This is a genomic window from Rhizobium sp. CF080, from assembly GCF_000282095.2.
In the GTDB taxonomy this organism is placed as follows: Bacteria; Pseudomonadota; Alphaproteobacteria; order Rhizobiales; family Rhizobiaceae; genus Neorhizobium.
In genome coordinates this window covers 1673353-1685560 of the sequence record NZ_AKKC02000004.1, presented here as the reverse complement: position 1 = coordinate 1685560, position 12208 = coordinate 1673353, and the positions used below count along the sequence as shown (strand labels likewise).

Genomic DNA, 12208 nt, shown 5'->3' with positions numbered 1-12208 from the left:
CAGTCATGATCACGGCAGCCAGCCGGGAGATCTCAGGGTCGTCAACAGGGCCGACATAGCGGCGCTTTTTGCCTCCAGGTTCGTTTGAAATGTCGAAATACCAGTACCCTTTTGCGCTTCACCGCTGCCGTGACGAAGCGCCGCCTCTGGCGGTAAGTCAGCTGCCCACACTACTTCTGCCCAGCTTTTTCTGGTTGTTGATGGCGAACCTCGCACCCATCCGCTCCGTGATCTTATCGACATTGTCCATCGAACTGGGGCACTCCTCTCGGAGATGACGCGTGACGCGGATGGTCTTGTCTCGTAGGGTTCGACCCGAAGCACAGCCCTAAGTTGGGCTAACAGCGCCGGCTCCTCATCGAGCCGATCGTCGGGAACCAGGGTCAGGACCGACCGTCCGACGATTTCCTCAGCCATGTAACCGTAAAGCCGTTCAGCCGCGGCATTCCAGGAGGCGATCGTCATCGCCAGGTCAATGCCGAGGATAGCATCTTGGATGAGGCGATGATGGACGCCAGCTGACGTTCGACTTCCTGGCCCTTCTTTCGTTCGCTGATATCGATCGAGACAACGGCGACCTGTTCGATGTTACCGGCGCTTCCCGTCTTATCGAGCGTTTGTTGGCCCCTGAGATGAACGGGCGCTCTACGATCATCTACGATCCTGAAGGCGTGACATGCGAGATATAGGCGCAGCTCAATTCCCCAATTTGATCATGCTGCAAGGAACCAATTTCACCGCCGCGACTTTTGTCGCGGGACAACATCGCCGGGATCTTCATGCAGGAAAAGGATCAGCACCGAACCGATGCCCGAAATGCGGGTAATCGCCTTGTCGCAGGGCATGTTAGCGAGGATCCGTTCGCGGCGGCCTTCAAAGCAACCCGCATGCCGATGATCGTCACCGATCCTAATCAGTCAGACAATACGATCATCTTCTGTAACGAAGCTTTTCGAAAGATGACCGGGTATAGCGATGATGAAATCATCGGTCGTAACTGCCGTTTTCTGCAGGGACCGGACACGGATCGAGAGACAGTTTCAAAGATCCGGGAAGCGATTGTCGCGGGTCAGGACGTCGCTATTGATATTCTCAACTATCGGAAAGACGGCAGCACGTTCTGGAATGCAGTGTTTATTAGTCCTGTCCGCGACGAGGCTGGGAAGATCATCTACTTCTTTGCCTCGCAGCTCGACTTCACCAATGTCAAAAGCCGCGAGGCCGATCTGGCCGCCGCGCGGCATAAGGCGGAAGCTGAGGTTGCCAAACACACGGCCAATCTTCGTTCGGCGCTCGATGCACGCACGTTGCTTGTTCATGAAGTCGACCATCGCGTGAAAAACAACCTGTTGACGATGGCATCAATCGTGAAGATGCAGGCGCGCGTCACCAGGGACGATGGCCGGCGCAAAACTTTGATGTCAGTGCTAAACCGGATCGAGGCTCTCAGCACGGTCCAGCGAAAACTGTTCACGCTAGACGACGTGTCGAAGTTCGACGTGTCCGAATTTACGCGTGAGCTCGTGACGGACCTCGTCGATACAACTGGCCGGAAAGATATACGGCTCTCGCTCGATCTTTCGCCATTGCTGGTACCAGCCGTCAAGGCCACGCCGCTTTCCCTGATCGTAAACGAGCTGGTGGGTGATGCAGTTCGCCGGGGCCTGAGCGATGGGGGAGGCGACATCCACGTCGTCGTCCGGCGACTGAACGGACATTTCTTGATCAGGATTGAAGATACATCCGAACCAGTAGAGCCTGATATTGAAAATGCCGAACTCGGCCGGATGCTGCTTGAGGCGTCCGCTTTGCAGCTCGGGGCAGAGATCGAGCGAAAGCGGGAAGGCCAAAAAGCGATCGTCGAGGTCGTTTTGCTCGTTGGCGATCATCAGGAGAATGCCAATTGAAAGTCATGATTGTCGAGGACGAAATGCTACTTGCCATGGAGCTGGAGAGCGAAGTGGAAATGGCAGGACACCAGGTGACAGGGCTTGCCATGAGCAGCAGCCAGGCGCGCGAGCAGATCAGTACTTCGAAGCCGGATTTCGCATTTGTCGACATCCATCTCATGGATGGACCGACCGGGATAGAGGTCGGCCGGGAATTGGCCGCCGCCGGCATTCCTTATGTCTTCGTCAGCGGCAATATCAAAAAGATCCCGGGCGATTTTGCCGGCGCTATCGGCGCTATAGAAAAGCCCTACACGATGAACGGAATGAAGAACGCACTCGCCTACGTGTCAGCGATCGTCAAGGGCGATGATAGCGGGTCCCCGCCAGCAAGTCTGGTGTTGGCGGAAAACGCGACTGCCAGAAGCCGTTTCGGCTAAGGCGTTAGGAGGCGCCCTGGCCAAGCGAACTTTATGTGATGGGAGGAGAGGTCGGCAGACAACCTGAACATTTTGAAAGAGGTGAAGCTGCGGCCACCGTCTTTGGTAGATGATCTTATCGCGAACGGCGCCAAGCGGAATGTGGTCGTATATATGACGGAAAGGGAATCCATGCAGCTTCGGGAGGCAGCGGAATTTACGCTGGTGGACAAATCAAGCTCCGGGTTAGACGAGCCTTCGAATGATTGGCCGGCGGCCGGAAAGCCCCAGCTATTTCAGATCCCTGGATCAGTGGTGCAGCAGTCGAAGGTTCGCATGGGTTCAAGACCAACGACCGAGTCTGCGATCAGATGCTTCGAACGAATACGTTACAGCCCTCGCGGCGCGACGCCACACAAAGGTTCTTCCATCAGTGGTAGAGATGAGGCCCATACGATAAAGTGAAGTGAGTACGGCAGTGACGGCCGGACGCACCTTTGCCTGTTTGAAGCGCGCGGCGATTGCGGCGGCATCTCGTCGGAATCTTTGGCCGGGAAGCCCCGCTTCGAGCCTTTGGCTGCGGGAGGTCGCTGTCGCGTTAGTGATCACCCGAAGCGTCAATCGCCTCCCGAAGCGCCTCCGCAAGCTGCCACCGCGAATAGGGCTTGACCAATGGCCGGAATCTCGATTCAGCGCCGATGCTTTCGACATCCGCATAACCGGTCGTCAGGACGAAGGGGAGCATCGGATATTGCTTCATAACTTCTGTGGCCAGAGCGCGGCCATCAATCGCCCCGGGCATAACCATGTCTGAGAAAACCAAATCGAATGGGCCGTCTGTTTCTTGTACCCGCAACGCTTCGGTTGCGTCGGCCGCACATGTTACGGAGTACCCGAGAGAAATGAGTGTGCCTTCAGCGAATTCGCGAACCATCGTATCATCCTCGACAACAAGAATGTGCTCATTGCCACGATCCAACACCCTGGTCGCGAAAGTCTCAGCAGGTATTTCCGTTGGAGCCAGCCGTGGAAAGTACAGGAAGACGGTCGTTCCCTTGCCCGGTTCCGATTCTATTTCGATCCGACCCCCCGATTGCCGCACGAAACCGTAGACCTACGCGAAACGTTCTGCTTTACCGAGCATAACTGGCGTCCTGACGCAGGCCGACAAACCGCCGTTCTGCTCAAACCGTCCCCGGCCGTGCTGACCAAGCAAGGTATGGAATTTTTTTTTCATATATCGGCGTTGCCGAGTTATCGCGGCAGTCCTCTGCTGTGACTAAACGATGAGCTTGCCTTTGCGCTGTCGGTGTCGATTTTTCACAGGTGAAGTTACTTTTTTTGCCTTTGTCTGACCCTGGAAATCCAGGGATGTCATTGATCAGCCGAGAGAAATGATCCCCACCCAATGCTCGTCCTTGAGTCCTTTCGAGCGTGATTCTGCCTCGTTTTTTCAAATGCCCGTTTTGGGGGCAGTTTGGTCGTCAAATGATCGTTCGATGGACTATGCAAATTAATTTTCAGATATAATCTAGGTTCATCGGTATCTGCTAAATGAGAAGCCCAATGACCGCCCAAGCTCGTCCAAGCCACCCCTTTCAGCATGGTGATATGCGCTTCGAGCGCCTGCTGGACGGTTTCAGCCCGAGTTTCGAGTTCGAGCCGGTCGGTCCGCTCCCGGAAAGCGAGTTCGTCGACAGGCTGCGCCGCATTCGGCGCGAGGCGACCGTCGCAGGGCATGACGTCATGCTTGTCCATGCGGATTCCATCGGTTCCTACCGCGTTTCCAACTCATACCTCCGCTATATGTGCGACTGGGCACGCGAAGGCGTGCTGGTGGTCCCGACCGACGAAGACAAGCCGCTGACGCTGTTTTCCATCTTCAGCAGTTCCGTCCTGCTGCCGCCGGCCGGCGAGGCTGTGCTGGTCGAGGACATCTGGCAGGTGGGCACCTGGGGCCGCGAGACCTATAATCGCCCCGGCAAGACAGTCGACAAGGTGGTCGAGGCCGTTGGTTTCTTCCTGGAACGCGAAGGCTTTTCGTCCGCGCAGATCGGCCTGATCGGGGATGCGACTTCCGCCGGTTACTGGAATGGTCTCGGCAAACGTCTGCCGAAGAGTTCGTTCGTGCAGGCAAGCTCGATCATCGACCGCATGCAGAAGGTGCGTTCGAAGCGCGAGCAGGCGGTGGTACGGGCGGCGGCCCAGCTGGCCAGCATCGGCATAGAGGCGGCTTACCATGTCACCAAACCCGGCGTGACCGATCATGAAATCTACGCCGCGTTCACCTATGCCCAGATGGCGCGAGGCGGGGAGAGCGGCGACGGCTACCAGATCGGCATCAACCAATACGGCACCCATTGCGGCAAGCCTTACGGCCACGTGGTGCGCACCGGCGACATCATCAATCTCTATATTTCGGCGGTGATCTATCAGGGCTATACGGCCCAGATCGCCCGTATGATCGCGGTCGGCGACATTACCGACAAGCAGGAAGAGGTGCTGCAGATGTGCGCCGAGGGTGTCGAGAAGGCGGCCGCGCTGATCAAGCCGGGCGCGATCATTTCCGACCTCGCCAACGCCTCCTTTGAACCCTACATCGCTCGCGGCTACCTTTCGTCCCACGACAGCCGTACGATGCCCTATAACTGGGTGTCCGACGATGACGGCAAGCCGCGCCTGATCCCGCGAAAGCATGTCGTCGATCCGGATTGGGAGCGCCAGGGCCGCAAGCTGATGCATGTCTATCCGGCGACGCTCGGGCCTCACAATCCCAATGTCGGACATTCCGTCTCGATGGTGAAGTTCAACAACTACAACATCCAGTCGAACAACCACGACAAGCTTGAAGAAGGCATGACCTTCGTCCTCCACTCTCAATGGCTCGAGCCCGAGGTCGCCGGATGCAATGTCGGCGACTGCTACCTCGTCACCGATACGGGGAGCGAAAATCTCAGCCACCATACTCCGCTTGCAGTGCATCGTGTGAAAGCGGGTTCCTGACGCGCTGCCTGATCCGTGAATGCCAAAATGCCGATAAGAAACCGCCAAATAAAAAAACCAGATGGAGAACAGATATGTTTGATAGGATTCGTCGCCGGAAGCTGCTGGCTACGGCAGCCGTTGCAGCGCTCGCATTTACCGTCGGGCTCGGTGCAAGCGAAACTCGTGCCCAATCGAGCGAGAAGGTCACGCTGAAACTGGCCAATTCCCAATGGCTTGACGCCTTGCGCGGCAAGAACCTCTGGGCAGCAGTCGCCAAGTACCAGGAAGCCAATCCGAACATCACGCTCGAGCAGGAAGCCATTCCGTCAGCGGAATTCGCTGACAAGCTGACGACCGAAATGGGCGCAGGCCAGGGGCCGGATGTGGCGATGATGCAGGAAGGCCTGTTCTACGCCATTGCGGATGCAGGCTTCCTTGTCGACCTTTCGGCCGCAGCCGACGGCACCAAGCTGAACAAGACCAATGAAAACGGCGTGGTCGACGGCAAGCGTCTCGGCGTCGCCTGGCAGCGGGCGGTTTATGCCCTGATCTATAACAAGCCGCTGATCGATGCCGCCAATGCCAAGGTGCCGACGACGGTGGATGAGCTCATTTCCTCCGCCAAGGCTGCATCTGCCGCAACTCCGGGCGTGATCGGCTTTACAGCCCGCCACCAGATCAACGATTTTTCGGGCTGGTTCATGGATTTCCAGAGCTGGGCCTATGGCTACGGCGTCAACTGGGTCGATGCAAACGGCAAGCTGACGATCAATACCCCGGAAGCCGTCGCCGCCATCACGGCTTTCAAGAAGACTTACGACGCCGGCATCATGCCCATCGGCGACAGTTTTCCGACGCAGCGCACGCGCTTCAAGGAAAAGCATGCGGCCTTCTCGATCGACAATTCCGGCGGCACTCTCAATATCGCCTCCGGCGGTGCCCTTCAGTCCGGAGATCTTTATGCCGCTCCGATGCCGTTCAAGAACCCCGGCGCGCATCAGCAGATCTTCGTCGGCGTGAGCTCCCACGGCAAACATCACAAGGAAGCGATCGCCTTCGTCAAGTGGTTGGTCGGTCCCGTCGGTCAGCAGGCTCTGCGTGACGCATCAGGCCCGGATGCGCTTGCAACCGACGTGCCCGTCAGCGACGTCTACTCCAAGGCCAACCCTTGGGCACCGACCTTCGTCAAGCTCGCCGAAACCTCCCGCAGCACGCTGATCAAGGGATATGAAGTCGAAACGGCACAAATCATGCGTTTCGTGATGCAAGCCGTCGAAAAGGTCATCCTTGCGAATGCCGATCCGAAGACGGCGCTCGCCGAAGCTCAGTCAGCCATCGACAAGCAATTCTGAGAACGTCGCATCAAGAAGGGAGACTGATGTGAGCGTGAGTGGCCTGAAAAACAGGAGCGGCATGGCCAGATTGCTGCCCTATGCCTTCATTCTTCCGCCCATGATCTACCTGATGGTCTTCATGTTCTGGCCGTTGTCGCGGCAGATGTACATGAGCCTGACCAACACCCGGATCGTCAATCCCAACCGAGGCCGGTTCATCGGCCTCGGCAACTACGAACGGCTGATCGAAGATCCGGCCTTCTATCTCTCCCTGAAGGCAACCCTGACTTACACCGTTCTGACCGTCGTGATCGGCGTCGCGCTCGGTGTCGTGGCCGCACTTGCCATCGATCGTCCGTTCAAGGGGCGGGCGGTCGTGCGGGCCATCCTGCTGTTCGGCTGGGCCGTGCCGGGCGTGGCTGCGTCGCTGATCTGGTTGTGGATGTACAACGAGCGGTCCGGCGTCTTCAATCGCATCACCGAACTGCTCGGCATCGGTCGCTTCTCGTGGCTGACCAGCACCGATTATGCGCTCGGCTCGGTTCTTGCCGTCACGGTCTGGCAGGTCGCTCCATTTGTGATGCTGGTCGTGCTGGCAGCCCTCCAATCCGTGCCGCAGGAAGTGCGCGAAGCCGCCAGGATCGATGGCGCCGATGGGATTAGCACCTTCCGTGCCGTGACACTGCCGCATATCCGTCCCTCGATCCAGCTCGCCGCCCTTCTGGTCGCCGTCTGGTCCATCCGCCGCTTCGATATCATCTACCTTTTGACCGGGGGCGGTCCGCTCGGTTCGACCAGCACCCTTGTCGTCAAGCTCCGCCAGACGGCATTCGAAGGCCATGAACTGGGAATGGCCAGCGCTTACGGCGCGGTCGGCCTCGCACTGGCGCTGATGGTGGCGGCCATCCACTACACTGTCGAACAACGCCGCATGAAGAGGATGTCTCGATGATGACACCCCGAAGACTCGCCATGAAGGCGCTGCGATATACGCTGATCGGAACTCTGGTCGTGCTTGCCGGCTTCCCGGTCTACTGGATGGCGGCCACTGCGCTCAACGTCAATTCCCAGCTTTACGGAACCGGCCAGGTCGCCTGGCCGCAGCTGCAGCATTTGCCGGATCTGGTAACCGAGCTCGGCAATGTTCCGATCGGCCGCTGGCTGTTCAACACGCTGCTGATCGCCTCGGGCGGCACCATTTTGAGCCTGACACTCGGCGCGCTCGCGGGTTACGCCCTGAGCCGTTTCAAGTTCCATGGACGCGGCCTGGTCGGGTTTCTGCTGTTCATGACCCAGGTCGTTCCCGAAGCGCTGATCCTGGTGCCGCTTTATGCGATGTTCATCACCTTCGGCCTCCTGAACAGTCTTTGGGGGCTAATCCTGGCGAATGTGGGGTTCTCGCTGCCAGTGGCGTGTTTCGTGCTCAAGGGGGCAATGGATGCCGTGCCCTACGAGATAGAGGAGTCCGCGATCATCGACAATTGTCCGCGGTTCAGCGTGCTGACCATGATCATTCTGCCGCTGATCATGCCGAGCATCGCGGCGGCGGCGGTGGTGTCCTTCTTTGCAGGCTGGAACGAGTTTCTGTTTGCCTCGACCTTCCTCATGGATCGGGCCCTTTGGCCGGCAAGTGTCGGTCTCGCCTCCTTCGTCGGGCAATATGAAACACCGATGTCCGCCGTACTTGGCGCGGCCCTGGTCTTCAGCCTTCCCGCCATCGTCTTTTTCCTTCTTATCCAGCGCAAGATCGTGGCCGGTCTGACGGCTGGCGCCGTAAAGGGATAATCCATGCCCGCCTTGACGTTCAATAAAGTCTCCAAGACCTTTGGCGATCACAGCGTGATCAACGCCTTCAACGCCGATATCCATGACGGCGAGTTCCTGGTCCTGCTCGGCCCCTCCGGCTGCGGAAAGTCGACGCTGCTGCGCATGATCGCCGGGCTCAGCGACATTACCTCCGGGGACCTGCTGTTCGACGGATCCGTTGCCAACGATTGGGAGCCGAAAAAGCGCGGCGTCGCCTTCGTCTTCCAGACTTATGCGCTCTACCCGCATATGACGGTCCGCGAGAATATCGCGTTTCCGCTGGTCATGGACGCGTTTCGCAAGTGGTACCATCTGCCGATCGTCAACATCGTCGCCCGCCATCGGCTGATGAAGCGGGCGGATATCGCCGAGCGGACGCTCAGCATCGCCCGCCAGCTGGAGCTTGAGCCCCTGCTCGACAGACGCCCTGCAAGCCTGTCGGGCGGGCAGCGCCAGCGCGTCGCGCTTGCCCGCGCGCTGGTGCGCAATCCGGACCTCTATTTGCTCGACGAGCCGCTTTCCAACCTGGATGCCAAGCTGCGCACGCAGATGCGTTCGGAAATCTCCGCTCTGCATCACAAGGTCGGCAAGACCTTCGTCTACGTGACGCACGACCAGGTCGAGGCCATGACCATGGCGACGCGCATCATCGTGATGAACAAGGGCATCGTCCAGCAGGTCGATACGCCGGACGAGATCTATGACCATCCCGCCAATACCTTCGTCGCGCGTTTCGTGGGGTCGCCCCCGATGAACCTCATTCCGGCTTCGGTCAACAACGACGCGCTTCAGCTTTCGGGCAAGCTCGCTGTCGACCATGCAGCGCCGTTCCCCTCAAGACGGCATATGACATTCGGGGTGAGACCCGAAAAGCTTTCCCTTCACCCGGCCGGGGAAGGGCGCCTGCCGGCACAGGTGGCGGTCGTCGAGCGCCTCGGCGCGGAGACGGTGATCGGTTGCCGGCTGATGACCGGCGAGGAACACAATGACCAGCGGTTGCTTGAACACGATCTCGTCTTCGTCCGGGTCTCTGGAAACCCGAAGGTCAAGATCGGCGAACTGTGTTCGCTGGATTACCAGGCGAACGATGTCCTGTGGTTCGATATCGACAACGGCGATCGCATTTTCCTGGACCAGGAGTGAACGAACATCATGCAGAATTTCCACGTCTCGGCGACCGGGCACAGCCTCAACTACCTGCCCGAATATGTCGCGGTCTGGCAAGGCTTCTTTGAAGAAGAGGGGCTGGGCGTCACGGCAAGCGTTCCATCTCCCTGGGATCTGGTGCTCAGCGACATCGGCTCGGCCAAGGCCGATGCTGCGCTTGGCGGCATCTGGGTCCCGTCGATGTTCCATGGCCGCAGCAAACGTTATACGCCGTTTGCACAGGTTGCCGCCCGCGCGCCCCTGGCCATCCTCGGCCGCGAACAGCCCGGGGATTTCGACTGGCGAGCCGTGCCCGGCAAGACGATCTCGATGAAGGGCAGCAATGGCGCAAGCGTCGGCCTATTCACCAAGCTTTTGCTGCGCGAAAACGGCGTCGATCCGCTGACGGTCAATTTCGTCCAGGATCTCGACGGCAAGATGCTGTCCGATCTCTTCGCGGGGGGCATGGGCGACTATCTGGTGATCGACTATCCGTCCGCCGTCACGCTTGCATCGAAGACCGGCGTCCATGTCGTCGCCGAGCTCCCCATCACCGGCGGCAACGTGCCGTGGAGCGTCTATTATGCCGAAGGCGAGAGCGACGATGCGCGGCTGGACACCCAGACCCGGTTCTCAAGGGCGCTCGGACGGGGCATGGCATGGATTCTGGCCAATGAAGCCGAGGGGTACCGCGACTTTCTGGCAAAGACATTCCCGAAATTCTCGCCGGACCTGCTCGTCAGGCTTGCCGACATCTATCGGGCCAACGGCATGTGGACAACGCCGCGGATCGATCCCGACGCCTATGCTCGCTGGCAGCAGGGTATTGCCGACGGTCAGCTCACAGAGGCGCCGATCGCCTACGGCGATCTCATCGACACGCGCCCGACGGCAGCCTTCGTGGCCGCCTGACCCAACCTGGTCTCTGGAGTATCCGAAACGATGCGCATTGCCTTCATCAATCCCAATACGACTGCGTCGATGACGCAGCGCATCACGGCCGCGGCGCGCGCCGTTGCCGGCCGTGACACGGAAATCATCGGCCGGCAGCCGGGAAGCGGGCCGGAAGCGATCGAAGGCCCCTTTGACGGGGCGCTTTCGGTGCCAGGCCTGCTGAAAGAAATCGTTGCCGCCGAACGCGATGGTGCTGATGCCCATATCATCGCATGTTTCGACGATACCGGGCTGGATGCGGCGAGGGCGATTGCAGCCAGACCGGTGATCGGCATCGGCGAGGCTTCGTTCCATGCCGTCAGCCTCGTGGCGCACAGCTTCTGCGTAGTGACGACGCTTTCCCGCTCGGCGCCGGTCATCGAGGACAATATCCACCGCTATGGTTTCGGCCACCGCTGCCGCCGGGTCTTTGCGACCGACATTCCGGTGCTTGAGCTGGAAAATCCGCAAAGCGGCGCGTTCGAGCGGATTTCGGACTTCATTCGCCAGGGGCTGGCCATGGGTGCCGAGGGCGTTTCGCTCGGCTGTGCCGGCATGGCGGAATTTGCGCTCGACCTGCAGCGCACGCACGGCATTCCGGTAGTCGATGGCGTATCGGCGGCTGTCGGTCTTGCCGAGACGCTCGTCAGGTGCGAGCTGACCACGTCCAAGTCCGGCGTCTGGGCGGCGCCGACGCGTCTGCACGTGCTCGAAAAATTTTCCTGACCGAAGCCCGCCTTTGCCGGCCTACCGGCCGATACTGGTCTGGGGGGTCGATACGTCGTCGAGCAGCTTCACCAACCGGTCGATCTTTTCGAACCGGGCAAGGCTTGCCTCGCCCATCGCCGTCGATACGCTCCAGGCGAGATAATTGATGATGGTGACGGCGGCGACGAAGGAATTGAAGGGGGAGGGCGATTGGCACCGGCATCGCAGCACATGGTTGGCGGCCTTGGCGCTCGCCGCCGCGCTGAGATCGGTAATCAGCACCGTTATCGCTCCTGCGGCGCGTGCCTCCTTGATGATCGTCGGCAGCAGCCGGGGGCGCCGGCGGAATGCGATGACAAGGAACACGTCGCCCTTGGCGATGGACGCGATCTCGTGCGAATAGCTTCCCCCGCCGACGGGGATCACCTGCACATCGCTCTTCATCAGCGTGAAATAATGGGCGGCCTGGAGCGCCAGGCCGTAACCGCTGCGAAGGCCCATGATCCATAGTCGGCGGGCACCGACGATCGCCTGGCCTACCTCGCTTAGCGTGGTTTCGGACAGGCTTTCGGCGGTGGTTCGAATATTGTCGAGGTCCATCTGGACCGTGCTGCTCAGCGAGATCTTGCCTGACGGCGCGCGATCGGGGTCTTCCAGGCCTGCCCGGGGCGATCCCCAGTGCTGGTCGGCCCGGATCTGCCGCTTGGCATCGGGATATGTCGCATAACCGAGCGAGCGGATCAGCCGTGCCGCCGTCGCTTTCGACACCTGTGCCTTTTCCGCAAGCTCGCCCGCCGTGTAGCTCGGCAGGTCCATCTGGTATTGCAGCAGGATGTCGGCAAGCCGCTTTTCTGCGGGCGAGAGCGTGGAATAGATCGCGTAGATGCGTGCCTCGAGGGAGCGCGGCTGTTGCTGGGATGTCGATTTGCGGGACGGACTCACGGGGCACCCTTCGTCTGCATGCGATGAAGCGGACGTTAGGCCAGCC

Annotated in this window: 12 protein-coding genes; 9 read left to right on the top strand and 3 right to left on the bottom strand. The window is 59.6% G+C overall.

Going from position 1 to position 12208, the window contains the following annotated elements:
* Positions 1-9 precede the first annotated feature (9 nt).
* Positions 10-465, bottom strand: a complete 456-nt coding sequence (locus PMI07_RS35645; protein WP_245277143.1) for a PAS domain S-box protein — start codon at positions 463-465, stop codon at positions 10-12.
* Between the two features lie 314 nt (positions 466-779).
* On the opposite strand from PMI07_RS35645, the gene PMI07_RS14700 reads away from it, so the two are divergent.
* Together PMI07_RS14700 and PMI07_RS14695 are read left to right on the top strand one after the other, a co-directional pair.
* The gene (locus PMI07_RS14700) at positions 780-1907 is read left to right on the top strand and encodes a PAS domain-containing protein (RefSeq protein WP_007767523.1); all 1128 of its coding nucleotides are present in this window, start codon (positions 780-782) and stop codon (positions 1905-1907) included.
* A complete protein-coding gene (locus tag PMI07_RS14695; protein ID WP_007767526.1) occupies positions 1904-2329 on the top strand; it encodes a response regulator in 426 nt (141 codons plus the stop codon). Before PMI07_RS14700 ends, PMI07_RS14695 begins: the two co-directional genes overlap by 4 nt.
* A gap of 577 nt (positions 2330-2906) precedes the next feature.
* Here the strand turns inward: PMI07_RS14695 and PMI07_RS14690 are convergent.
* A complete protein-coding gene (locus PMI07_RS14690; RefSeq protein WP_280949766.1) occupies positions 2907-3290 on the bottom strand; it encodes a response regulator in 384 nt (127 codons plus the stop codon).
* Between the two features lie 629 nt (positions 3291-3919).
* On the opposite strand from PMI07_RS14690, the gene PMI07_RS14685 reads away from it, so the two are divergent.
* The 7 genes from PMI07_RS14685 to PMI07_RS14655 all read left to right on the top strand — a co-directional run bounded on the left by PMI07_RS14685 (position 3920) and on the right by PMI07_RS14655 (position 11238).
* Positions 3920-5311, top strand: a complete 1392-nt coding sequence (locus PMI07_RS14685; RefSeq protein WP_197032520.1) for a Xaa-Pro peptidase family protein — start codon at positions 3920-3922, stop codon at positions 5309-5311.
* Positions 5312-5385: 74 nt separating this feature from the next.
* On the top strand, positions 5386-6645 hold the full coding sequence (locus PMI07_RS14680) for an extracellular solute-binding protein (RefSeq protein ID WP_024163821.1): 1260 nt from the start codon (positions 5386-5388) through the stop codon (positions 6643-6645).
* A gap of 28 nt (positions 6646-6673) precedes the next feature.
* Positions 6674-7579 carry a sugar ABC transporter permease gene (locus tag PMI07_RS14675; protein ID WP_007756197.1) on the top strand — a complete coding sequence of 302 codons (906 nt, stop codon included), beginning with the start codon at positions 6674-6676 and terminating at the stop codon, positions 7577-7579.
* Entirely contained in the window at positions 7576-8412 is an 837-nt protein-coding gene (locus PMI07_RS14670) for a carbohydrate ABC transporter permease (RefSeq protein ID WP_007756198.1), read from the top strand. The genes PMI07_RS14675 and PMI07_RS14670 overlap by 4 nt, the downstream gene beginning before the upstream one ends.
* Before the next feature lie 3 nt (positions 8413-8415).
* Positions 8416-9576, top strand: a complete 1161-nt coding sequence (locus PMI07_RS14665; RefSeq protein ID WP_007756199.1) for an ATP-binding cassette domain-containing protein — start codon at positions 8416-8418, stop codon at positions 9574-9576.
* A gap of 9 nt (positions 9577-9585) precedes the next feature.
* Positions 9586-10491: an ABC transporter substrate-binding protein gene (locus PMI07_RS14660; protein WP_007756200.1), complete on the top strand. Its 906-nt coding sequence runs from the start codon at positions 9586-9588 to the stop codon at positions 10489-10491.
* Positions 10492-10521: 30 nt separating this feature from the next.
* On the top strand, positions 10522-11238 hold the full coding sequence (locus PMI07_RS14655; protein ID WP_007756201.1) for an aspartate/glutamate racemase family protein: 717 nt from the start codon (positions 10522-10524) through the stop codon (positions 11236-11238).
* A gap of 21 nt (positions 11239-11259) precedes the next feature.
* Here PMI07_RS14655 and PMI07_RS14650 read toward each other — a convergent pair whose 3' ends face one another.
* Positions 11260-12162 (bottom strand): MurR/RpiR family transcriptional regulator, encoded by a 903-nt coding sequence (locus PMI07_RS14650; RefSeq protein ID WP_007756202.1) that lies wholly within the window; start codon positions 12160-12162, stop codon positions 11260-11262.
* Positions 12163-12208 lie beyond the last annotated feature (46 nt).